Origin of the sequence: Rhodococcus sp. JG-3 (assembly GCF_000482405.1) — a bacterium.
GTDB classification, from domain to species: Bacteria; Actinomycetota; Actinomycetes; order Mycobacteriales; family Mycobacteriaceae; genus Rhodococcoides; species Rhodococcoides fascians.
This window is the reverse complement of sequence record NZ_KI519398.1, coordinates 4,634,708-4,658,309: the sequence shown is the minus strand read 5'-3', so window position 1 is coordinate 4,658,309 and position 23,602 is coordinate 4,634,708. Positions and strand designations below refer to the sequence as shown.

The 23,602-nt window shown below is 62.9% G+C and carries 20 protein-coding genes; 9 read left to right on the top strand and 11 right to left on the bottom strand.

Annotation, left to right across the window (positions count from 1 at the left end; all coding sequences use genetic code 11):
* Nucleotides 1-823: 823 nt before the first annotated feature.
* On the bottom strand, nt 824-2,131 hold the full coding sequence (locus tag K414_RS0123240) for an ATP-binding protein (RefSeq protein ID WP_081701656.1): 1,308 nt from the start codon (nt 2,129-2,131) through the stop codon (nt 824-826).
* Nucleotides 2,132-3,225: 1,094 nt separating this feature from the next.
* Between K414_RS0123240 and K414_RS27795 the strand changes: the two genes are divergently transcribed.
* Both K414_RS27795 and K414_RS27790 read left to right on the top strand, forming a co-directional pair.
* On the top strand, nt 3,226-4,005 hold the full coding sequence (locus tag K414_RS27795) for a site-specific integrase (protein ID WP_051365259.1): 780 nt from the start codon (nt 3,226-3,228) through the stop codon (nt 4,003-4,005).
* A gap of 322 nt (nt 4,006-4,327) precedes the next feature.
* Entirely contained in the window at nt 4,328-5,335 is a 1,008-nt protein-coding gene (locus K414_RS27790) for a hypothetical protein (RefSeq protein WP_237606346.1), read from the top strand.
* A gap of 47 nt (nt 5,336-5,382) precedes the next feature.
* Here the strand turns inward: K414_RS27790 and K414_RS28370 are convergent, their stop codons facing one another.
* Nucleotides 5,383-6,012, bottom strand: a complete 630-nt coding sequence (locus K414_RS28370; protein ID WP_051365257.1) for a DUF4190 domain-containing protein — start codon at nt 6,010-6,012, stop codon at nt 5,383-5,385.
* Between the two features lie 154 nt (nt 6,013-6,166).
* Between K414_RS28370 and K414_RS0123215 the strand changes: the two genes are divergently transcribed.
* Complete coding sequence (locus K414_RS0123215; RefSeq protein ID WP_027498114.1) at nt 6,167-6,784, top strand: class I SAM-dependent methyltransferase; 618 nt, start codon at nt 6,167-6,169, stop codon at nt 6,782-6,784.
* Between the two features lie 25 nt (nt 6,785-6,809).
* On the opposite strand, the gene K414_RS0123210 is transcribed toward K414_RS0123215, so the two are convergent.
* The 4 genes from K414_RS0123210 to K414_RS0123195 all read right to left on the bottom strand — a co-directional run bounded on the left by K414_RS0123210 (nt 6,810) and on the right by K414_RS0123195 (nt 10,795).
* Nucleotides 6,810-7,817 (bottom strand): polysaccharide pyruvyl transferase family protein, encoded by a 1,008-nt coding sequence (locus K414_RS0123210; RefSeq protein ID WP_027498113.1) that lies wholly within the window; start codon nt 7,815-7,817, stop codon nt 6,810-6,812.
* Nucleotides 7,814-8,716, bottom strand: a complete 903-nt coding sequence (locus K414_RS27780) for a glycosyltransferase (protein ID WP_051365256.1) — start codon at nt 8,714-8,716, stop codon at nt 7,814-7,816. The genes K414_RS0123210 and K414_RS27780 overlap by 4 nt, the downstream gene beginning before the upstream one ends.
* A 137-nt stretch (nt 8,717-8,853) precedes the next feature.
* Nucleotides 8,854-10,023, bottom strand: coding sequence for a winged helix DNA-binding domain-containing protein (locus tag K414_RS0123200; protein WP_027498112.1), 1,170 nt, complete (start codon nt 10,021-10,023; stop codon nt 8,854-8,856).
* A gap of 4 nt (nt 10,024-10,027) precedes the next feature.
* Complete coding sequence (locus tag K414_RS0123195; protein ID WP_027498111.1) at nt 10,028-10,795, bottom strand: metallophosphoesterase family protein; 768 nt, start codon at nt 10,793-10,795, stop codon at nt 10,028-10,030.
* A gap of 170 nt (nt 10,796-10,965) precedes the next feature.
* Here K414_RS0123195 and K414_RS0123190 point away from each other — a divergent pair, with 170 nt between their 5' ends.
* Nucleotides 10,966-12,312, top strand: a complete 1,347-nt coding sequence (locus tag K414_RS0123190; RefSeq protein ID WP_027498110.1) for an MFS transporter — start codon at nt 10,966-10,968, stop codon at nt 12,310-12,312.
* 50 nt (nt 12,313-12,362) lie between these two features.
* Here the strand turns inward: K414_RS0123190 and K414_RS0123185 are convergent, their stop codons facing one another.
* Both K414_RS0123185 and K414_RS0123180 read right to left on the bottom strand, forming a co-directional pair.
* Nucleotides 12,363-12,923, bottom strand: a complete 561-nt coding sequence (locus K414_RS0123185) for a DUF2716 domain-containing protein (protein ID WP_037219510.1) — start codon at nt 12,921-12,923, stop codon at nt 12,363-12,365.
* A 35-nt stretch (nt 12,924-12,958) separates the two neighbouring features.
* Entirely contained in the window at nt 12,959-14,332 is a 1,374-nt protein-coding gene (locus K414_RS0123180) for an FAD-linked oxidase C-terminal domain-containing protein (protein ID WP_027498108.1), read from the bottom strand.
* Between the two features lie 71 nt (nt 14,333-14,403).
* On the opposite strand from K414_RS0123180, the gene K414_RS0123175 reads away from it, so the two are divergent.
* A complete protein-coding gene (locus K414_RS0123175) occupies nt 14,404-16,143 on the top strand; it encodes a GAF domain-containing protein (RefSeq protein WP_037219509.1) in 1,740 nt (579 codons plus the stop codon).
* 59 nt (nt 16,144-16,202) lie between these two features.
* Nucleotides 16,203-16,742 (top strand): hypothetical protein, encoded by a 540-nt coding sequence (locus K414_RS0123170; protein ID WP_027498106.1) that lies wholly within the window; start codon nt 16,203-16,205, stop codon nt 16,740-16,742.
* Between the two features lie 6 nt (nt 16,743-16,748).
* Here the strand turns inward: K414_RS0123170 and K414_RS0123165 are convergent, their stop codons facing one another.
* Nucleotides 16,749-17,708 carry an SDR family NAD(P)-dependent oxidoreductase gene (locus K414_RS0123165; RefSeq protein WP_027498105.1) on the bottom strand — a complete coding sequence of 320 codons (960 nt, stop codon included), beginning with the start codon at nt 17,706-17,708 and terminating at the stop codon, nt 16,749-16,751.
* A 71-nt stretch (nt 17,709-17,779) separates the two neighbouring features.
* On the opposite strand from K414_RS0123165, the gene K414_RS0123160 reads away from it, so the two are divergent.
* The 3 genes from K414_RS0123160 (at nt 17,780) to K414_RS0123150 (ending at nt 21,136) form a co-directional block, all read left to right on the top strand.
* On the top strand, nt 17,780-19,693 hold the full coding sequence (locus K414_RS0123160; protein ID WP_027498104.1) for an alpha-amylase family protein: 1,914 nt from the start codon (nt 17,780-17,782) through the stop codon (nt 19,691-19,693).
* Nucleotides 19,694-19,768: 75 nt separating this feature from the next.
* Nucleotides 19,769-20,722, top strand: a complete 954-nt coding sequence (locus tag K414_RS0123155; RefSeq protein WP_032369664.1) for an alpha/beta hydrolase family protein — start codon at nt 19,769-19,771, stop codon at nt 20,720-20,722.
* Between the two features lie 54 nt (nt 20,723-20,776).
* Nucleotides 20,777-21,136, top strand: coding sequence for a VOC family protein (locus K414_RS0123150; protein ID WP_027498102.1), 360 nt, complete (start codon nt 20,777-20,779; stop codon nt 21,134-21,136).
* A 6-nt stretch (nt 21,137-21,142) separates the two neighbouring features.
* On the opposite strand, the gene K414_RS0123145 is transcribed toward K414_RS0123150, so the two are convergent.
* Together K414_RS0123145 and K414_RS0123140 are read right to left on the bottom strand one after the other, a co-directional pair.
* Nucleotides 21,143-22,015, bottom strand: coding sequence for a PE-PPE domain-containing protein (locus tag K414_RS0123145; RefSeq protein WP_027498101.1), 873 nt, complete (start codon nt 22,013-22,015; stop codon nt 21,143-21,145).
* 73 nt (nt 22,016-22,088) lie between these two features.
* A complete protein-coding gene (locus K414_RS0123140) occupies nt 22,089-23,468 on the bottom strand; it encodes a WS/DGAT domain-containing protein (RefSeq protein ID WP_051365255.1) in 1,380 nt (459 codons plus the stop codon).
* Between the last annotated feature and the right edge of the window lie 134 nt (nt 23,469-23,602).

Below are 23,602 nucleotides of genomic sequence, written 5' to 3'. Positions count from 1 at the left end.
ATCGCCGTGGTTTCGACAAGTACTACATCCGCCGGCCAGCTCGTCCCTCGGGATCAGAGCAGTTCGGCGCTGAGGTGACCCTACTGGCTCGCGGGTGTGTCGCTCACCTGCCAGCAATGGCCGCTCCGACATGGGTTGGAACTCCTCGGACCATGCCGCTCGGCGATCCACTGTCTCACTGGCTAGTGTTTTCCGCAGGCCAAACCACCTGCCTAGTTGCCGTTGACGATGCAGACGATGACTCCGAAGTTCGTGGCTACCTGTCTCGGCTTTGGGGACAGGACTGGGATAGTCCGGACGACGACATATACGACACCTGGTGAACCCTGGCGACCTAGTTGCGCTTTGGTTTCCGTTCTCTAGGCAGGAAGCAGGCCAAGCGCAATGGAAAAAGCGGCCTGTCCTTGTGTTGTCTAGGCTCGGGTTTGGCTTGGACGAGGTCATTGTGTGCGCAATGGTGACCTCGAACGAAAATAGATATCGGTCGGTAGGGCCTGGAGATGTCCGCTTACAAAGTTGGTCCAGCTTCGGACTACCAAAGCCATCAGTTGTGCGGTGCCGCCGAATCTGGTCGGCCGAACCACGCGACCTTGCAGGCCGGCAGTATGGCAGGGTCACACCTGCAGTCCTAGAGGCCGTCAAAGAAGAGATACGAGTAACGGTAGGCGTCTGAGCCGTTGCTTGGTGTACTCAGGTGCTGACCTCCAGTCGCCTGCGGAGCCTCTGCCCTGGTAAAGTCCGTTTTTGGTCTGCAAGCATCTCCAGGTTTCTGCTACCGGGTTGCGGTGGCGTCGACTCCTCTGAGGCCACAGAGCCCTCTGGGTTAAGTTTCGGGTCCGGACTCACGAGCAGGCATATTGATGCGGCCATCCCTGACTGCGATCATCATCACGAACGGCCGCATTAGCGGGTCGGAGAACCGGTAACGGGTTCGGCGGCCTTCATCGCGAGTTTCGAGTATCCAGGACGGTGGTCCGGCGAAGCGCTTTAAGTGTGCGAGAAAGCTGTCGGTTCGTCGCCTTCGGCCCGAGAGCGAAGAAAGTGCATCGCAAACGTCTACAGGCCGGAAGAAGCCGAGTTCGTCCCCTGGGGTGAGAGCACAGGCAATGAGGGTGAGCTCGAAACCTGCAGTAGTTGCTGGTGACGTCACGGCATCGGTGTAGGACACACGAATCCCTTGCGTCGCCTCCTCGATGGCAGAGAAGAGGGCACCCACCACGTGTTGCATTGATACGTCGGAGATTTGGTTCGTGAGACTTTGTTCACCTAGCGACCCCGCTAAGAGGTGGGTGTAATACGGAAAGCCTTGCGACATGCGTACTAGTCCATATACGGCCTCTGCGCCAAGCTCAATTTTGATCCCTGATCGACGCTCGAAGGCCTCAAAACCACCCTCTACGATCTCTGTTAATTCGGCGGGGGTCATGCGAGGCATTGCGATCTGCTTGACCGCGCGGTCTATCGAACGGTGACCCTGCATAAGCCCATCGACCGAGTCGGCCACCCCGACGATCACTAGCGTGCACGGCACCAGGTCATCGGACAAAGTCTTGATTAGGTCCGCGAAGAGGATCGTGGACTGGTGGTCACCAATTCGGTCGAACTCGTCGAGTATGACCAGGAATGGCATCTTGGAGGAGAAGACGTGCAACGCCCGCGCGACCGTGTCGGGCGACATAGCGTCGGCGAAGTCGAAAATGTCTTCGGCTCGACGGGTGAGATCCTCAAGCGCGTCAGCGTTCTCACGGTCAAGTAGGTCGCCTTCCTGACGAACGCGGGCGACAAGCTTCTTCCAGACCGACGCAAAATCGTCGTCATTCGAGCAGGGGATGCGGACCGCGAGGCCTGCTTTCACCGTGGACTGCTGGAATGCATCTTTCGCCATGTATGCCAGCGAGGTTTTGCCAACACCACGCTCCCCATACACCACGACATGCTGGCCCAGTTCGCCGATTGCGCCGACTACGCCGCGAAGCTCTCTTAGTCTGCCTTTGAACATCGAGCGGTCATCGGTAGGCGATGAAGGCCTGAATATCGTTTTCAAGATCGCGAGCTGTGCCTCTAGGGCCAGCACGTGACCAGGTTCGGTAGACATGGCCGAAATAATGCCTCCTGTGCGCTTCGTGATCAACTAGGAAGTTTTTGCTCCCACTAAATCGAAAACAACTCAACTAATCCACCGAAACCTTCAACTAATGCGGTTGTTGGTAGGTCAACGCTCAACTAGCGAGACTCAACCGCGAGTGGCACGCAAGTCGACTAGGGCTGCCGCGGCAGTGTCGCGGATGTCCACTCGGTGCCCGACCACCAACGGTGCAACGTCGGGTCGTTCATGTCGGGGTAACAGCCAGGTTGAACACCTGACCCCGCGGCGGTTGGCTGCACGATCACTGTTCGTTTGTTGCCGGCGCGCCACAGCAACCACAACACGAGCGCCACGAGAATGAACGGCGACGCAACCAGTAGGAATAAGCCGAGCACTACGTACTCGGCTGGCGACATCGACGTCAGTGCGGCTAGCGCGACGGCGACGATGAATACGATGCCTGCGGCGTTCCATCAGCCGCGGTGCTTCAGCGGTGCAGGCTTTCGTGCTACCACGGGTCGAGGCTCGCCCTCCCAATATATCCCGTTGTGGAATCGCTCCATTCCTTTCGGTTGGCCATCCTGAAACCATCCCGGCCGGATTTTATTGTGGTTCACGAGCAGTATTGTTTCCTTTTTTCGGGGCAATGTCCAACGCTGGCTAAAGAATTTGTAGTGCATGGGATGCAGGGCTACGGAATTGTAGTGCACGCACTACATACGTTGCCGCAGAACCAGTTCCGTTCATCCAAATGAATGATTAGGATTCCCCGATATGGCCTCAATGAGAACACGCATCACCAAGTCCAGGCACCTCAGAATCGACATTCTGTGGCGTGAAAACGGCAAACAGACATCCGCTGCATTCGGAGACACGACAGCCGCGCAACGTTTCAAAGACCTGGTTGAGAAACTGGGTCCGGCAGAAGCCCGCCAAATCACCGGCCGACACAAAACAGATCGGCCGACACAAAACAGATCGGCCGACACAAAACAGATCGGCCGGCAACAGAACCGACGGTCGCTGATTGGTGCTACATCCACATCGACAAGCTGACCGGTGTCGAGGAGGGCACGAAACACAAGTACCGTCGTTACGTCGACTTGGACATCGAACCCACACCGCTCGGAGCGGTTCCAGTGACCGCACTGAGCTACTTCGACGTCGCCGACTGGGTCAACGCGATGGAGACATCGAGCAAAACCATCCGCAACAAGCTCAGCTTCCTGTCATCCGCGATGAAGACCGCGGTACGAAATGGCACACGCACAGACAATCCATGCATCGGAGTACGTACGCCACGTGCTGACCCGCATGATGCGGTCTTTCTGTCCAAGCAGCAGCTCAGGGCGATCTTGGGTCGGATGCCAGAACGGTGGCGTCCACTCGCGACCTTTCTCGTCGGTACGGGCCTGCGCTTCTCGGAGGCAACGGCGCTCCAAGTCGGTGACATCGACAGTGAGGCAATGACCCTGCGAGTCACGCGGGCATGGAAATACACGGGCACTAGGTCTCGCAAGCTGGGTCCACCGAAGTCGCGCCGATCGAAGCGGACAATCGACGTGCCACATCAGGTGATCGCAGCGTGTGGAGACTTGAGCCGACCAGGCAGTGAGCTTGTGTTCATGAACTCGGTAGGCAACCCGATCCAGTCGCAGTCGTTCAATAACACCGGTTGGGTTCCTGCTGTCAAAGCTGCGATGGCGGACAACTCAGAAGTTCGACTGCCTCGGAGACCGCGGATCCATGACCTCCGCCATACGTGCGCGTCGATGATGATCAAGGGTGGAACCCCGATGCTGGTTGTGCGAGATCATCTGGGGCACGAAGACACAACCACGACGCTGAATTTTTATGGCCACGTTGATCGTGGGCAGATGCGCAAGGCCGCAGATGTCTTGGGCGATGAACTCCCGTAAGACGCCAGTCCGCAGCCAGTCCGCAGCCAGTCCGCAGTAGGTCCGATTCTTGCCGTAACTTTCCAACGCAACAAACTCTTGAATGCCCTGCTCAGGTATGGAACTCGTCATCAACCAACATCAGCAAACGCCCAGCGAAGAGTTTCGCTAAACGTGTAACTCTGCTCGGCCGGCCTCGTGTGGTGGCTCGATTCGTATCGGGACAAACCCGGACTGTGGCACACTCTCGGCGGTGAACAGGTCGCTGACGCTCTACGCCGAAGCCACAGGTGCCAACTGCGTCTCATCGCGGATAGGGACACCATCCGGCGCTGAGATTCGTGTGACTACCGAGTCGAACTACAGCCTGGACCACTCCGTGACTCCCTGGCTTCCTCCGCTGTTGGCAGCAGGTATGCGGCACAGGTGGGACGTCGACTTCGACGCTCCCGTGGACTCGGTGGCACTTCGCAATGCGTCGAAAGCTCAAAGTTTTCTTCGCAGCTGGTACCCGAGGCGGTTTCACAAGATATCGATTGCGGCAGAACGCGTACACAGTGTCTCCGAGGCGAAGGGCGTCGGTTGCTTCTTCAGCGGAGGTGTCGACAGCTTCTATTCGGCGATCACCCAGTCCGAACGCATTACCCACCTGATCTTCGTGCATGGATTCGACATCCACATCGACGACGAGGAGTTGGCGTCGAAAGCCTTGGCAGGGGCCCGAGAAGCGGCTGCGGATCTGGGCAAACCGTTGATTGAGCTCGAGACCACGGTCAGGTCGGCGCTGGGCGATCCCCTGCAGCTCGAATGGGGTGGGGTCTTCCACGGCCCCGCGCTGGCGCATGTCGGTCTGGCATTGTCGGAGCACCTGAGCACGGTCATCATCCCGTCGTCCTACAGCTACCGGCAGTTACATCCATGGGGGTCCCATCCGGATCTCGACCCCTTGTGGTCCAGTGGTGCCGTCGCATTCGAGCATCATGAGCTCGAACAAGACCGCTACGGAAAGATCCGTCGCATCGGCGGGAACGAGACCGCGATGAACCACCTGCGGGTCTGCTGGGAGAACCCCAACGGCCGCTTCCATTGCGGGCGTTGTGGCAAATGCACTCGCACGAAAGTCGGTTTGGCACTTGCAGGTGCCGAGAGCGCGACGCTCCCGGGCTCGATCGACAAGGACGCTGTGCGTCGGATGAAACTGATGGTCTGGGACCGACGCCAACTGCGGGACGGTCTTGCGGCGATGCAGACGTCGGGAACTCTCGACGCCGGCGTGCGCAAGGCTTTGAGGAAAGCCATTCGCCGCAGCTACTTCCATTCGGCCGCTTTGTCTCTTCGTAGCCGCATCTGACCGTCTGAGCGTTTCGGTTCGCGGGACGACGCAAATTGATCAACCGCCTACGGTCCGGGTGACCAGTAGCCGCCACCGTTCGCGCCGTCGGAGACGCAGAACATGTCGAATCCGTCCGGCGAGACCGCAATCCCTCTCGCTGCGGGGTCGCATTCCGACCCTGGCTCCGCATTGCCGTCGATGATCGGTGCCGACTGTACCCAATGCGCGCGAGTCGACCCTGCATAGGTGCACTTCAGGAACGTGCCATCGGCGGAGGTTCCGTGATTGTCGACGCCCGGATCGCATGGTCCGTCCACCTCGGGCAGTGGGGCCGAGGGGGTCTCGGTCGCGTCGACGGTGGTCTCGACCGGAGTCGGTGGTTCCGTAGCAGCAGGAACTGTGAAGAGTGCGGTAGCCGGTAAGGAGTACGGAACAAGTGTTTCGACGGATGCCGACGTTCTCGGCGTGAGAGAACCGAAACCGTAGACGACAGTTGCGACCACGAGCAGTTCGATCACTCCGATTGCCAAGCCAGCGATGGCAATTCCACGACCGGCAGGTCGCCAGAAAGCCAGGATTCCGAACACTATCGCGACGGGAAACAAGCCCAGCAGCGCCGCGATCAGTGAGATCACAGCGTACGGGTTGACCGGTTCGGTTGCGCGGTTGTCACCTTTGGTGAGATCTACGGTCATCGACTCGTTCCCCGTTCACGGTGTGAAAAACTAGGTGCGGAAGGTCATTCGGTGCGAACGCTACAGGCATCGGTGTCGGCCAGGTGGCAGTTGTCGTCTGCGCGCATGATCGACCGTCGGCTACGCTCCGAAGCAGTCGAACAGGAGGACATGGATGGGCCTGGAATACCTCGAGTCGTTGGTGCATCGAACTGCCACAGCGGGGGAGCCTTTCGAGCGTGGAGCCGACGAGTCGGAACTCGGATACCTGTCCGCACTGGCCGCGAGGCCCGGCACGAAGTCGATCTGCGAGGTCGGGTTCAATGCCGGCTTCTCGAGCTGGGCGTTCCTCGAAGCCTCTCCCGACGTGACCGTCGTATCCTTCGATCTGGCCGCGTATGCCTACAGCGATGCCGCGAAAGCCCATGTCGACGAACACTTCCCGGGCCGACACACCCTGATCCAGGGAGATTCGCACACCACCATCAAGGCTTATGCCGAGCAACACCCGGACGCGCGCTTCGATGTCATCTTCATCGACGGTGACCATTCTGTGGAAGGTGCCCGCGCAGACCTCGACGATCTTCGTGCGCTCGCCACCCCGGAATCGGTTGTCATCATGGACGACATCACGCCGTGGCTCTGGTTCGGCGAAGGTCCGACGCAGGCCTGGCAAGAGGCAGTCGACGCGGGTCGGATCCTGCACACCAACTACTTTCGCGACGGCGAACCCGTCGACGCGGTGACTCCTCCCGCCGCGCGTGCCTGGGCCGAGGGCCGTTACCCCTTCTGAAAACGGACGGGGTGTCGACCAGCGTTCATCGTCGACTGTCGGACACGGCCTGCCGAACCATGTCGGCGGCGGCGTCGGGTGTCGCTGCGAACTGAACGTTGTCGAACCGGTGCAGGTAGGCGTCGTAGATGCCGGATACCTTCCTGTTCGCGTTGTCCATCGCCACGACGCGCTTGCCCATCATCGCGGCCAATACGGCCGCATGCAGCCTATCGGTGAGCACGACGGGCGCCAGATTCAGAATGCGCTGCGCCACACGGAGGTTGAGCTTCGCTGTCTGCTCGTACGAGCGAACGAGAGCGGGGTACAGCAGGCGATTCGCTTTGGGGAAGTTGTATGCGATTCGGGTCGGCAGCGTCACCACCGTCGAGATCGCCAGATCCCTTCCGTGCAGACCCCAGTCGTACTGGACTGACGACGCGTCGACGTTCACCGAAGCATGACCGAGGCTTTCGGAATCGTCGCGCACGAGTTTCACGACGTCCACTGCAGAGTCTTCGGCGCTGTGTGCGATCTCGGCACCGAAAGCCATGTCCGGACAGTATTCGACGCGGTTGTTCGGGAAATGGGCGAGCGCCAGCTCGTACGAACGCTGTTCACGCAGCATGAGGGTGAGGTCCGGGTGCTGTGCGTAGAGGGCCGCGGTCCTGTGCATGGCGTCGGCGTCGGAGTAGTCGATGCTTTGGGGGAGGCACACGATCTTGTTGCGAGGAAACCGCGCAACGATTGCTTCACGAAATTTCTGGTCCATCGGCCAGCGGTCACCGAAATTTCCTCCGCCCTGCAGAAACAGGGTCCCATCACCGACTCGTTGTTCGAGCAGATCGTGGTTGTGGGTGAACGGATCGGACACGTAGTCGACGTGCACGTCCAACCGCTTCAGGTACTCGACCTCACCGGCGTAGATGAGCGAGTCACCGGCATTGAAGTGATTCGGAAAGTCCAAGTGAGCCACCCGATCTCCGGGTTTGGCATGCTGCCGCAGGACGGCCATGGTCTCTTCGCGTATCGCGTCGACTGTCTCGTATGTCATCGGGGACTCCGTCGCAGGCCGCGGCCGAGCGCGGCCACCCGAATTCGGAGTGCGCCGTAGTGGATTCCGATGTAGTGGGCCCACAGACCGCTGGGCATCGGTCGTAGTACCTTCGGCAACCACGGATTGCGAATTGTCGCGAGATACAAGATCGCCGCAGTGTGCGCGGGAATCCGGGCAAGTGACGACGGATGAGGGCAGCCCGCAGCACGGTGCTTGGTCGACAGTTGGTACGACGTGCGTCCGTACGCGCGGCCTTGCAAGAACGATCGACGAACCGTAGTTCTGATGCGGTAGGCGACCGACGCATCCGCGGCATGTCCGAGAGTGAATCCTGCTTGCTGAAGCCTCCACGAGTAGTCGACGTCTTCGGCACCGCCCACGAGGTCTTCGTCGAAGCCTCCGACCTCGTCGAAGACGCGCCTCCACAGCGCGAAATTGCTTCCCGGGGCATACGGCAGGTAGGCGGTGGGAAACAGGGTGCCGTTCGGCGGGTTGTCTCGCCACGCCGTCACCTCGGGCGGATTGAGGGAATCGTGTTCGATTGCGCCGCCCACGGCGTCATAGCTGTCGAGTGCGCACACCATGGCAGTCAGCCACGTCGGAGAAGCGACGTCGTCGTGGTCGACGAAGGCGATGATGTCGCCCCGCGCGGCTTCCACGCCGACGTTGCGGGCGTAGGAGACGCCACGCTTGGCGGAGGCGTCGACGATGCGCATCGACAGAGGTAGAGACAATTCTTCGAGATGTGAGCGGAGGCCGTCGGTCGAGCCGTTGTCGCTGACGATGAGCTCGACATCGCCTGTGTAGTCCTGCGCAGCAAGCGCGTGGAGCTGCTCGTTCAGTTCGGGCAAACCGTTGTACACGGGGAGGACGATAGAAACCAGACTGATACGCACGTTGTGACCCTACAACGAAATCCGGGTGCTGTTTGGTTAGGCATCCCAATCGTAGGAGTGGGGATCGCATAACTCGAAGGGTTGTGTGGCACCGCCATTTACACACACAGTTCGACTGTCACCTCGGACCGATATGGCTACGACTTTCCGCGCAGTCTCTTCTCCAACGGCGTCGGAAACGACGGGACCACCGCGGTACCGTCGAGTAGGGCGGTGATCCGATCGGCCTCTGCTGCAACCTCTTTCGATACCGCAGACCCGACGTCCTCGAGTAATTCCGTGACCACCGAACCGGTGGAATCCACGGCCCATCCGCCGACGATGCGTCCCTCCCACCAGATGGTCGGTCCGATATTTCCGAAGGTATCGAACAGTGGGGCCTTGTGTTCGCCGAGATACCAGTGTCGGTGCTTCCACCCCATCGGCGTGGGGTCCAGGGCGGGAAGCAGCATCGCCCGAGGCGGGGGATCCTGGAACACTGTGTCGGTCAACATGATTCCGTCACCCTCGGCCAGTTCGACGGCCACGGTGTCGAGTTCGGCGACCGCCCCACGGGTCTGCGTCTTGTTCCATCCCGTCCACCATTGCAGGTCGTCCAAGGTCGCCGGTCCGAACACGTCGAGCCAGCGCCGGGCCATATCGGCTCGGGCGGAAGTCTCGTCCAACTCGGGAATCCCGTTGGGCCACCACTGATCGATCGGTGCCCAGGCATGTCGGCGCGACGTCCACGCGCCGCGCGGCTCGACCCGTACCAGCTTTCCCTCCGCGGCCATCATCACCAACACTTCGGAGGTCACATAGCGTTTGACGTCGTACACCTTGTCCGTGGTCGGCAGCAGAGCGGTCTTGAGTCCGGGAACTGCTGCGGACAGCTCCGCCCCGGTCGCCGTGCCCATCGAGCGTAAAACGGCATCGGTCTCGGCTTCGGTTGCCGCCAGCCAGGATTCGACGTCGTCGATCACCGGTTCGGTCGGCAGCGTCGACACCTGCTTGATCAACCGGGTTCGCATCGTGCGGGCAACTCCGAGGCTGGCGGCAGCGTGGATCATCGGAACGTCGTCGTGCGCGACCACGAACATCGTGCGACGCATCGCCATCAAGCGAACCAAGCTACGGCGCTCGTACATCGCGTCACGAACGTCCGACAGTCCCAGCGATCGAGCGCGCGCAAGCACGGAGAGATACACGGTCGCGGGATCGGTGGCATGCAGCGCGAGCAACGATGACACCACGGATTCCGCACTCGGGGCGTCGGACAAGTGCTGCGCGACGAGCCGCTGTCGCCGCTGGACGTCGGTGATCTTCACGGGCTCAGTGTGACTGCTCGCGTGGCGCGGGACCGACGAAACCGGTGAGAAGCGCGTCGGCGATATCGGTCATTCCGTGCGCGCGGGCATCGTCGGCGGCACCGACGTGGTCGTACTCGACGCGCTCGAACGACACCGTCCAGCTGCCCGTGCTGTGATCGTCCAGCACTGCGTATCGGGCGTGTGGAGACCCCGATTCCATGACGTGGGGGTAGAGCTGATCGTCGTCGTACGCGGGCGCGCCGACGCTGCCCGGATTCACGACGAGCGTGCCGCTGGGGAGAGTCCACTGGCGCTGCAGATGGGTGTGGCCGCAGGCGATGACAGATCGGTCCGTGAAACCTGCTGCCCTTTCGATGATTTCGACCTCGGTTGCCTCGCGAGAGCCGTGAGGGTCCACCGAGTGCAGGAAGTACTGCTGATCATCGGTGGGTGTTCCGTGTACTGCGAGGATTCCGTTACCCAGCTCCAGCGAGAACGGGAGCGAACCCAGCCACCGTCGATGCTCGTCGTCGAGTCGATCGTGGGCATGCCGATCCCAACTGCCCATGGAATCGGGCTCCTGCTCGAGGAGGTAGCGATCATGATTGCCGGCGATGGTGGGGAAACCCAGTGCCATCAATCGATCCGCAGTTCGGCGCGGATGCAGTCCGCCGGAGAGCAGATCGCCGAGGTTCACCACGGAGTCGACGCATTGCCGTTCGATGTCTTCGAGGACGGCGTCGAGCGCCGCGATGTTGCCGTGAATATCGGCAATGAGAGCTACTCGCACAAGCACAGGATCGCAGCGTGGGCATTCGACTGCAACACGGCAACCCTCGTCGAGCGTTGGAGACTTCGCCCTCGGATCTCCGTCTTCGATGGGTGATTTCTCCATAGACCCTTGCTTGATGGGTCCCTAGTGTGGTCCAAGTCACTTCCGTTCGAAGGAAAGCCGAGCCCATGCCTGCAGTCACGACGAAGCCCGAGATCGAAACCAGGGTGGTCAAGAAGGTCGCTCGACGCATCATTCCGTTCCTCGGGGTGGCCTACTTCGTCAACTATCTCGATCGCACCAACATCGGGCTGGCCAAGCTCACGATGAGCGACGAGCTGGGGCTCACCGAGACGATGTTCGGATTGGCGTCCGGGCTGTTCTTCATCGGCTACCTGCTGTTCGAGGTGCCGAGCAACCTGGCCCTGCACAAGTTCGGCGCACGCCGCTGGATTGCACGCATCATGGTCTCGTGGGGAATCGTGGCCGCCGCCATGGCATTCGTACCCACAGCGGGCTGGCTGTACGGACTCCGCATCGTTCTCGGCATCGCCGAAGCGGGCTTCTTCCCCGGTGTTCTGCTGTACATGACGATGTGGTTCCCTCGCGCGTACCGAGTTCGACTGATGGGCCTGTTCATGCTGGCACTGCCGGTCTCCTCGGCACTGGGTGCGCCTCTGTCGAGTGCCATCATTCAGTACTGGGACGGACTGTTCGGACTCTCCGGTTGGCGCGTGATGTTCTTGTTCGAGGGCCTGCCCGCAATCGTTCTCGGTGTGATCACCTGGTTCTACCTGACCGATCGGCCGTCACAGGCCACATGGCTGGACGACGACGAGAAGAATTGGCTGACAGCGGAATTGGAGTCCGAGGGGTCGTCGAAGAGCGCGCACGTCACCGGCTCGGTCAAGCGGGCTCTCACCGACGCACGGGTATGGATGCTCGGACTGGTGTACTTCGGGATCACCTACGGCCTGTATTCGCTGAGCTTCTTCCTACCCAGCATCGTCGCCGGTTTCAAGAAGACGTTCGATACCAACTTCTCCCTCGTGACAACTGGGCTGATCGTCGCGGTTCCGTTCGCGGTGGGTGCCCTCGCCATGGTGTTGTGGAGCAGGCATTCGGACCGGACGGGTGAGCGCACCTGGCATGTCGCGATCCCCACGTTGATCGGCGCGGTCTCCATACCATTTGCGCTGTACATGGATTCGCCGTTCACCACGATGATCGCCGTGACGGTCAACGCAGTCGGAGTGTTCTGCGCGCTGCCGGTGTTCTGGTACCTGCCCAGTGCATTCCTCACCGGCGCAGGCGCGGCCGCGGGCATTGCGATCATCAACTCGGTGGGCAACCTGTCCGGCTTCGGCGCGCCGTACGTGACGGGCTGGCTACTCGACGCGACAGGGAACGCCCGCGCCGGACTGTGGGTCGTCGGCGGCGTCATGATGGTGGCCGTCGGGCTGGTGCTCGCGCTGCACCGTCGCACGGTGGGTGACAGCACGAGCAGTGATGCGGGAGCGCCGGTCTCGCACTGACGACCGAGTGGATCCGGAGCGGCAAGTCGTCTCGACGCCGAGCGGATCGGCTATCGATCCGCGACCCGTCGCCCGTCGACCCGGATCGTGGGGAGCCACGTCGCCAAGGTGCGCCCGAGGGTGGCGACCATGCGGGTTCCGAAGACACACAAGGTGCGTTCCCACGGGTGGCCGAAGGTCCCCTCGGTGAATTCGTCGCGGGCGAAGATGTAGTAGTCGCCGTTCGGGTAGACGGGTACCCGCCACTCGGCGTTCTCGGCCGCATCGGCGTGCGCTTGGGCATCGAAGCTGTAGCAGGGGTGTTGCCAGTCCAGGGCCACAAACGTGGGGTCATCCGCAAATTCGGTGACGAAGCAGCGCAGGGCTTCCGCATTGACTGCGTCGACTCTCGCAGACCATGAGGCCATCGTGCGTACGGTGTCTGCGTCGAGGTCGAATGTCATCGACGGGGCAGGCTCGGCAATGGCCGGCCATGAGTCAGGTGTGGTCCCGGGCCGAAACCCGAACTTGTTGTCGAATCGCGACCAATGCTCCGATGTCACGCTTCGGTCGAGTTCGGTCCACCCGATGGGCAACGCAGAACCGAAGTCCATGGTCAGCTTGCTTGTCATAGGTCCATCGTCCCAGGGCTTGAGAGGCTGCGATTTCAGGACGCGAATACCTTGCCCGGGTTCAGGATTCCGTGCGGATCCAGTGCCTTTTTCACTGCGCGGTGCATGTCCAGCACAACTGGGTCCAGCTCCTGTGCCAATCCGTCCATCTTGAGCAACCCCACGCCGTGTTCGCCGGTGACAGTGCCTCCGAGTTCCAATGCAGCGTCGATGATCTCGGCGAAGGCGGCCTGCGCGCGCTCGCGCGCCGGGATGTCGTCGTGCGGGGTGATGAGCAACGGATGCAGGTTTCCGTCGCCCGCATGGGCGATGTTGGCGATCGTTGTCTCGTATCGCAGTCCGATCTGTTCGATACGCGACAGCATCTCGGGCACATGCTTCTTCGGCACACAGACGTCCTCGGTCAACACCGGTCCGAGTCGCTCCATCGCGGGATACGCCAACCGCCGAGCAGAGAACAGGGCGTCGGCCTCCTCCTGATCGGTCGATACCGCTGACCACGTGGCTCCGGCCTCGTCGAAGCACGTCAGCATCTTCTCGGCCTGCTGGTCTCCGATGAGCCCCGGATCGTCGATCCGCCCGAGCAACACCACATTTGCCTCGACGGACAACCCCATGTTCTTCCAGGCGTCGACGGCGATGAGGCACTGCTTGTCGATCAACTCCAACGCCGACGGCGTCAATCCTGCGGCGGCGACTGCGGCCACGGCACGTCCGGCATCGACGATGCTGTCGAAGTAGCCGGCGACGGTGCGTTGTGGATCCTGCAGCGGGCGCAACTTGACGGTGATCTCGGTGATGATTCCGAGTGTTCCTTCGGATCCGACCATCAGACCCGCAAGATCGTATCCAGCAACGCCTTTCGCGGTCTTACGCCCGAGTCGTACCAATTCTCCGGTACCGGTGACGATCTGCATCCCCATGACGTAGTCGCGGGTGACGCCGTACTTGACGCAGCACAGCCCACCGGCGTTGGTGGCCACGTTGCCGCCGATCGTCGACCACGGCGCACTGGCCGGATCCGGCGGATACCACAGGCCCTGCTCTGCGACGGCTGCTCTGAGGTGATCGTTGACGACTCCGGGTTCGACGACGGCATAACGCTCGAGTGCGTCGATCTCCTTGATGGTGTCCATCCCGTCGAGCGCGAGCACGACGCAGCCTTCGGTGGCATTGGCTCCGCCGGACAAACCGGTACCCGCCCCGCGGGTGACGATCGGCGTTCCGTGGGCAAGACAGGCTCGAACGACGGTCTGCACCTCCTCGGCGGTCCGGGGCCGCACGACGGCAACGGGCAGCGAATACGGGGCCCACTCCGCCTCGTCGTGCTGGTAGGAGGCGATGACGTCCGGGTCGACCACGATGCGATCGGTGGGTAAGGCCTCGGACAGTTGTTCGACGAGCGTCATGTTCTCGACTCTAGCTGTGAGCTGGGTCTCGGCCAATGTAGGTTCTCTCTATGTCCGCGGAGAGGTCATGGATGGAACTTCTGCTCGACGACGCGTCTATCGATCGTCTTGAGGAGCACCGGAAGGCATTTCCGGGTGCCGAGGCGCACGCAGCTCTGCGGCTACGCGCCCTGCTGGATCAGCGACGTCAACGCAGCACGGAGTTGGCGGCACTCAACGACATCGCCGTGCGACTGACGACGGTGCGAGACAACCGTGCTCTTCTCCAAGAGGTCGTCGATCAGGCACGCAGGCTTCTCGGCGTCGACCTCGCCTACATGGGGTCCGTACAGGGAGACGAGTTCGTCATCGACGTCACCAGCGGAGCCCTCACTCCCCGGCTCGTCGGCCTTCGGCTCGAACAGGACGCAGGGCTCGTCGGACTCATCGTGCGCAGTGCGTCGCCGTCGTGGACCCCCGACTACCAGAGCGAGCCGGCGTTCCAGCACATCACCGGTGCGGACAGCGCGGCCCGGTCGGAGAACATGCGCGGTCTGCTCGGCGTGCCGTTGCGGGTGGGCGATCGAGTGATCGGCGCATTGTTTGCATGCAAGCGCCAGGAACGCGACTTCGCAGACAGTGAGATCGCCCTGCTCTCGGCGCTGGCCGCGCACGCGGCCATCGCCATCGAGAACGTACGGACCATCGATCGGCTCGAGACGCTGAATGCCGAATTATCGGAACGCACAGCCGAACTCGAACAGACACTGCAGTGGGACCGAACGTTGACCCAGGTGGTCCTGCGCGGCGGCGGCGTACGGACACTGGTGCGCGAGATTGCTGTATTGACCGAGCGTCCGGCGTACTTCGTTCCGGATGCCGCTGCGGTTCCCGCGGCACTGGCGGTCCACTCGGTGGAGGTCGACGAACTGCTACGCATGTGTGGCGACGGCAAGGACACCGTGTCGACGACGTCGATGACGGCTCATCGGGTGGCCGCAGCCGGTCAATTCCTCGGCGCGCTGATCTCGATCGGACCGGACGATGCCAGGACGCGTCTGCTGCTCGATCGAGCCGCGCCTGCAGTGGCCCTGTCACTCGCCGAGGAGCGAGCTGCCGCCGATTCCGCGCGGCGCGCCCAGGATGCGTTCCTGGTGGACCTGCTCTCGCACCCGGCGTCCACTCCGGATGCCGAACGGCGACAACTCCATTTGGCCGGACTTGCCCCCGACACGGCTTACTGTGTAGCCGTCGCGCAGGGTGCGTCGAGAACCAAGCTCGGCCGATTCCCGACAGGATCTGTTGTTGCGGAGCAAGGTTCGAGCCTGATCGTGGTGGTGCCCGCGCGCGATTCGGCGACGGTCACACCGATGTTCCTCGCCGGCGCCACCGTCGGAATCTCCGAGCCGAGCACCGGACCCGAGGCGCTGGCAAAGGGCTATCGGGAAGCTCGGCAGACCGTCGACGTGTTGGTCACCCTCGGCCGCGAGGGGGAAGCATGTTCGGCGCGGGGGCTGGGAATCTATCGAATTCTGCTCAGCCACTTGGCGCGTGAACATCTCGACGAACTCACGCAGGAAAAGTTGGGTCCGCTGTTGGCCGAGCAGAACAAGCGCGGGGTTCCGCTGATGGAGACACTCTCGACCTATCTGGCGCGTGGACGCCATCATTCGGCAACCGCGTCGGCTCTCGGGGTGCATGTCAACACGCTCTATCAACGACTCGACGCGATCGACCGCCTGATCGGAACGCACTGGCGCGACCCGGACAATGCTCTCGATCTTCAGGTCCTGATGCGGCTGCGCAGATCGGCCGACCTGCTGGGTCTGTGACGTCGATCGGGCTCTTCGGATCGGGGCGAGGCTCGCGGTGAGTCGGATAGCGTCGGGTCATGGCAGTCGACTTTTCGTGGTCTCAGTTTCTGTGGATAGTCTTCGTTTTCGTCGGCGTGCCGTCGACCTTCTGGGCGCTCCTTCTGTGGGCTCTGTTCTCGAGACTGCGAGAGGGGCCGGGGAAGGGATCTATGGGGCTGTGGGGCACCGGATCGCTTGCTGGCGCATCGGGTTTCGCCGCGTGTGCAGGGTGGCTGAGCTGGTCCGCCGACTATCGGGGCGAGTTCCGTGGACCGGGTCTCCCGGCCCCGAACGCGTTCCCGTCCTGGCAAGTGGCCGCGTGCGGGGCGACGGTGGTGTTGCTGTGCCTGCTGGCCGCGCATCTGTCGCGATGGGCGAATACCGGCGGACACGTCGCTGCGCTGGGTACGACCGCTGGGTTCTCGACGGCGTTCTGCATCTCAGCAAGCACCGATGTCACGGGGCAATCGGGCGTGGGTGTCATTCTGTGCATGATGGGCTGGGGTACCAGCTTGACACTGCTGATGGTCGTTCGGAACGTGGTCGGTGGACGAAAGCGGCCGGCAGTCGAGCCGTAACTGACGTCAGATCTCGATTCCCGTTGCCTCGACCACATTCGCCCACAATGCATCTCGCATCCGCGCGGAATCTCCGCGCCAGGAGGGATAGTGCGTCGGCCGCGGCGCTCGGTCGTGCCAGAATGTGCCGGTGCTGGTCAACGCGGGATCGGCGGCCACGAGCCAGACGATGGTGTCGGCACCGTCGTCGGCGCTGCGCAGAATGGGCTTCATCACCGAATCGAACAGTGGCATGGAGCCGGTGACGCCCGGCGTGGACGCCCAGCCCGGGTGCATGCTGTGCACCACCGGATCGTCCTCGAGTGAAAAGCGTTCGGCCAGTTGCTCGGCCACCACCACCTGCATTCGTTTCGTTCTGGCGTACGCCGTCATGCCGGAGTACTTGCCGTTCTCGTACTCGAAGTCCGGGTTCTGAAGGGGCACCGCATACATGCCGCCGCTCGATACGAACACCACCCGCGATCCGGCGTCGAACAATTCTCTCAGTCCCACCGTCAGTGCTACCGGTCCGAGAACATGGGTGGCGAAAGCGGATTCGTGTCCCTGTGCCGACAACCGCCGCTCGTCCGGCATCACCCCGGCGCAGTGCACGAGTGCATGCACCGATGTCAGTTCGGACGCCAATGCCGCGATCAGGGCCGCCACCGAATCGAGATCGCTGACATCGCACTCACGCACCACGAGCGAGGCGTCGGGCACTTCGGTTCGAATGGCAGCAGCGGCGGCGTCGAGTCGCTCGGCCGATCGTCCGACCAGGTGCACCCGCGCTCCGAGGCGGGCGAGCTGCTTCGCGGTAGCTGCTCCCAACCCCGAGGATGCGCCGGTCACCACCATGTCGATGGGGGACGCGAACGGTAACGGATCGGCGGCCCAGAATCGCCGACGCACCGTGGCACCGATTCGGGAATAGCCGGGAACGACGGCTCTGTCGAGAATCGTGTCCACCGTGCGGCTCAGCAATGACATGCTGCGCCAGTACCCCGGGGAGTCGGGATGTATGCGCGTCGGCAGCGACTGCTCGATGCCATGATGAGTCCATGGCGCACACCACGGTCTCAGACGTCACCCGCGACATCCTCGCCGATCTGCCCGCCCATCGACGCGAGACGTTCGAGCTCCGCCTCGAACAGTGGTTTCCCGATCTGCACGACGCCGTCACGGCTGTCTACCCCGACCCTGATGCAGTGGCTGCCACGCTCGTGGAGATCGCCGCCCGTGCGTACGCGGAACGGTCCGAGGATCTGCACAGACTCGATCAGCGTCGACTGCTCGAACCCGATTGGTTTCAGCAGCCGGACATGTTCGGCTACGCCTGCTATGTGGACCGTTACGGCGAGACGCTGCGCGGAGTCGGTGAACGACTGGATCACCTGACCGATCTGGGTGTCACCTACCTGCATCTGATGCCGTTGCTTCGACCGCGGCCGGGCGACAACGACGGCGGCTACGCAGTGATGGACTATCGCGCGGTGCGAGAAGATCTGGGCACCAACGAGGATCTGCGTACTCTCGCCGAGACTCTGCGCGGACGTGGTATCAGCATGGTGGTCGACCTGGTTCTCAATCACGTTGCTCGCGAACATGAATGGGCCGTCGAGGCGCGAGCCGGCGATCCGAAGTACCGCGACTATTTCTTGATCTACCCCGATCGGACGACCCCGGATTCCTACGAGCGCACCCTCCCCGAGGTATTTCCGGACTTCGCGCCGGGCAGCTTCACGTTCGACGACGAACTCGGCGAGTGGGTGTGGACCACGTTCAACGAGTGGCAGTGGGATCTGAACTGGGCCAATCCGGCTGTGCTGGAGGAGTTCGCGAGCATCGTGCTGCACCTGGCCAATCTCGGGGTGGAAGTGCTCCGCCTCGATGCGATCGCATTTCTGTGGAAGCGGCTCGGCACCAACTGCCAGAACCAGCCCGAAGTGCATGCGATCACCCAGGCTCTCCGAGCGACCGCTCGCCTTGCCGCTCCGGCAACGCTCTTCAAGGCCGAAGCAATCGTCGGCCCACGCGATCTGTTGCCGTATCTGGGGCAGGGCAGACACACCGGGCGAGTATCGGACATCGCTTACCACAACTCGCTGATGGTGCAGGTCTGGTCGATGTTGGCCACGGGCAGTACGGCTTTGGCGCGTCATGCCCTGGCGTCGTTACCGCCCACGCCACCGAGTGGCACCTGGGTGACCTATGTGCGATGCCACGACGACATCGGCTGGGCCATCGACGACGGTGACGCGGCGTCGCTCGGACTGTCGGGTGCAGGCCATCGGCATTTTCTGGCCGACTGGTACTCCGGCGAGTTCGACGGTTCCTGGGCCGAAGGGCTTGTGTTCCAGCACAATCCGGACACCGGGGATCGCCGGATCAGTGGAACCGCAGCCGCACTCACCGGTCTGGGCCCGGCCCGCCTGGATTCCGACGGCGCGTTCGGGCGAATCTTTTTGTCGCACGCCATCATTGCCGGATGGGGCGGCATTCCCGTCGTGTGGAGCGGTGACGAGCTCGGCTCCCCGGGAGACCCGAACTGGGCAGACGAACCGGCTCATGCCGAGGACAACAGGTGGGTGCATCGACCCCGCGTCACCGACGCCGACCGCGCCGGCCGATTTCAGCAGGGGAGCGACGCCCAACGAGTGTTCGACGGCATCGCTCGCATCGCGAAGGTGCGCTCCGGTCTACCGATGTTGCACGCCGAGGCGCCGGTCGACGTCCAGACCGAATCCGACGACGGCCTGCTCGTGGTGCGCAGACGTCATCCCAGCGGCACCCTGGTGGGGCTCTACAACGTCACTTCTGAGCACCGCCCGTTCCCCCATGCGCAGTTGATCGAGCTCGGCATCCCGGCCCCCACGGAGGTTCTCTCGCAGCACGACCTGGCGGTCGACGAGAACGGATCGGTATGGCTGCCGCCGTACGCGGCCTGGTGGATCGTCGACAGCCCGTCGCGCTAGAGGACGCATTACCGTGACCGAGCTGTTACCCTCCCCGGGACGGTGGGGCTGGATACGAACAAGGGGACAATCTCGATGCGCGGTCGGTTACGAAGTACGGTGCTCGCTCTGGTAGCGGTCATGGTCGCCACGATGGCAACGGTGCTGATGGGGACCGGCGTGGCGAAAGCCGACTCCGAGCTGGTCTACGTCTACTCGCCGTCGATGGACAAGAACATCCCGATCAAGGTGCTCCGAGCTGCCGGTGGCGGCCCTGCACCCACGCTGTATCTGCTCGACGGGTTGCGTGCGCCCGAGGACAACAGCGGTTGGCTCATCGAAACCGATGTCGAGAGCTTCTTCGCCGACAAGCACGTCAACGTGGTCATTCCGTTCGGCGGCGGCGGAACCTTCTACTCGGACTGGCAGCGCGACGACCCCAAGCTCGGACGGGTGAAGTGGGAAACGTTCCTGACCCAGGAATTGCCGCCCTTCATGGCCGATCGTTTCGGTAGCGACAACGTCAACAACGCCGTGGCCGGCCTGTCGATGAGCGGCACCTCGGCACTGAACCTGGCGGCTCACCGGCCGGACTTCTACAAGGCGGTGGCGTCGTTCAGTGGCTACCCGACGGCCAGCAGCCCCGGATTCGCTCAGGGCATCTCGGTCGCCGTCGGCGAGATGGGCGGCAACGCGCGCAACATGTGGGGCACCTGGCCGTCGGCAGACTGGATCCGCAACGATCCGTCGCTCAACGTGGGCGCGTTGCGCAACACGGCAGTCTTCGTCTCCTCGGGTAGCGGCTCACCGGCTACGGACCCCGTGTTCAACCCGGCCAGCAGCCGCTTCGACCCCGTCAAGTTCGCGCAGATGGTGCCGCTCGAAACCGCCGCAGGCATGAGCAGCCGAGCATTCGTTCCGTTGTTGCAGGCCGCAGGCGGTCGACCCAACGTCAAGATCACCGGCACCGGCGTGCACTGGTGGAATCACTGGCAGCAGCATCTGCACGAGGCGTGGTTCGAGACCATTGCCCCGGCAGTCGGTGGTTGATCGACGGCGAGTAATCGATAGTCCGACCCGGGAGATTCTCGCTACGATTCCGACATGAATGCACCCGTCATCGCCGTGGACTACACGGTTCTCGACTGTCCCGATCCGGCAGCGCTCGCCCGGTTCTACAGCACGATCCTCGGCTGGGAACCGGTGCGCGACGACGGAGATTGGGTGGTCGTCCACGGTCCGGGCGAACTGCGGTTGGCGTTCCAGAAGGCCCCCGATTTCACCCCGGTGGACTGGCCGAACGACGGCATCAAGATTCACCTCGATTTCGTAGTCGACGAGATGGAACAGGCCCGCGACTTCGTCGTCGATGCCGGAGCGACGTTGATCGACGACGCGCACGAGTCGTTCTGGGTGTACCGAGACCCGGTCGGCCACATCTTCTGTCTCTGCAAGCGAGACTGATCTGCGTTACGCGACCTGCGCGGCGGGCAGAGCTCGGCCGAGCCGCTCATCCTCTTGCTCACCGAGCCAGCGGGCGAGAACCTGGCATCCGGTGAGGCCGTCTGCATACGGCTCCGACGCGTAGGCGATGTGCCGACCGCCACCCGAGTTGGTCCAGACCCATCGTCTCCAGCCGAGCGACGTGGGCAGATACCCGGACACCTCGGTGGCCGCGGTGCGGAGGCGTCCAACATCCTTCGCCCACTGGGCCGGTCGTAGGCGAGTACGAGTCGCGTTCTGAAAACTGTTGCTGCGCAGAAGCAGCCACAGTTCGCGCAACCAGGTCTTGGGTGTGCGGAACGACATCCAGCGCGTCAGGTCGGCGATATCGCGAACGAGGCTGTCGTCGCTGGCATTGCAGATCATGTCCGACGCGAGAGCTATCCAGTGGGTCGGAATCGACTCCGGCAGAGCCGGCCCGATGCCGGCGACCCCGCGGCCGGTGCAGCCGGGCACCGCACCGGCCGGCTGCTGTGGGTCCGAGACCAGACCGGCCGCGACGATGCGGCTGCCGTCGACGATTCCGTCGTGAACGAGGCCCAGTACTTCGCGAACGACCGTTGCTCCCTGCGAATATCCGATCAGAGCGAGAGGCCCAGTGGTGTTCTCGATCGCGCGACGCAGGCGACGAACTCCGAGTTCGGTGCTGTGCCGGTAGCTCAGCCCGCCGAATGCAACGGGCCCGTACGACGCCGGGTAGCCCACCCAGCGGCCGACGAAGCGATCGTCGAGTGCGCCGACGACACACGACAGGAGACCGGTGACGCGGGTCCGATGGTCGGCCGGACGCGATTCGCCGGTGCCGCCGACCGCGAGTACGGTTACCTGCTCCTGGTTCATGGTTACCGAGTGTGGCCGACGAACCTGAGCCGAACGCCCGACAAATGCTGAGAACTGTCTGGCATTGACGCGTTCAACTCAGCGCGGCACGTACGTCGTCGAGGCCATCGCGCAGAAGTGTCTCGTAGCGATCCGGATCCGGTACGGCCGCTCGGTTGGACGTCACGCTGATCGCGACGGTGTCGCCGATACCGTGCACGCCGTGCGTGAGGCTCATGGCAGGGGAGAGGGCAGGGAACCCTGCCGTGAACCGAACGGGCCCGCCGCCGAGCGTGAGGTCTGCTGTACCGCGCGAGACACTGGATACGACCGTGTTGCCCGTGACGGTCGGCGGCACCGCAGTCGGATCGAACTGAGCGACTCCCCACGCCGCCAGGAATGCCGGGACATGGCGTTCTGTCTCGTTCTGAGATGCGCGGGCTGTCAACGTCACCGGGTGACCTGCTCGCGCTCTGCGCTCGGCCAGGTCTGCGGCCACGAGTCGGCTGCGAGTCCGCAGGTCCGGTTCAGCCGAAAACAAGCCGACGCCGACGTTGCCGAAGTTGTTGCGTGCGCCCACTGCAGCCGTCCGTGCGACGGTGACCTCGGCGGCGAGATCGGCCGAAGCATCGTCCGAATCGCCGAGGAACCGTTGGAGTGCAACGGAAATGGCGGTCAGAGCAGTGACGGTGATCGAGGTGTCGGCGAACTGGAGAGCCGGCTTGGGCAGCACGATCGTTCGCAGATCCGTCCGGTCCGTAGGCGCAACGTCGAGAGTCGTCAACGCGCGAGAACGTGCAGGAGGAGGGACCGAACCCGACGCGGTATCTTCCTCCAATCGCAGTGCGTCGCGTCGCGCCCGAATGCCGGCGCGAGCCATGCGCACTACTCGCACAGGCAGAGTCAGGGCGGCTACGGCGGCGGTCAGGGGTGCGGGTGGCGCAGTCGGTGTAACGGGCCGAGAGGGCACGGAATGTGTACCGAACAGCTCGCGAGCAGTTCGGGCGGCCAGTGTTCCGTCCGCGGCTGCGTGCGACAGTTGCAGAACAGCAACAAGACTCGGTCCGTCACACGCAGGAGCACCTGATACGTTCGGATACAGGTGCAGATGCCAGACCGTGTGTCGCGGGTCGACCTGACGCTCGAACGACGACGCGACGGCGTCGAGACATTCCTGCCACGTCCGGGGTTCGGGGTGAACGCTGATCGTGTCCGTGCCGGGGTCCATCGCAGTCCAGTGCGGACGCTCGAGACCGAACGGAACCTCTGTAATTCGGAGACCGAGCACCTCGATACCCGCGCTGCGAAGGCGCAGCCGTCGCACCGTGGACTCCAGTGGTTCGCGCGCTCCCTCGAAGCAATACAGCAGAAACTGGTCACTGGGGACCTTCGACGCCATCCAGTACGCCTGCGCGTCGACCGGGTGGAGACGCGCAGAGCCCGACAACAGAGGTTCGGCGAACGCACAGGGCACACCAGAAGCTTAAGGCGTGCATCGGCGATCGACGGTCTCGAAACAGACCGGTTTCGTTCTGTGAGCTGTCACGACGTTCGGCCCAGGACTTCTGCATCGGCCTCGGCGTTTTCGGCGTGGATCGACGCTAGCCT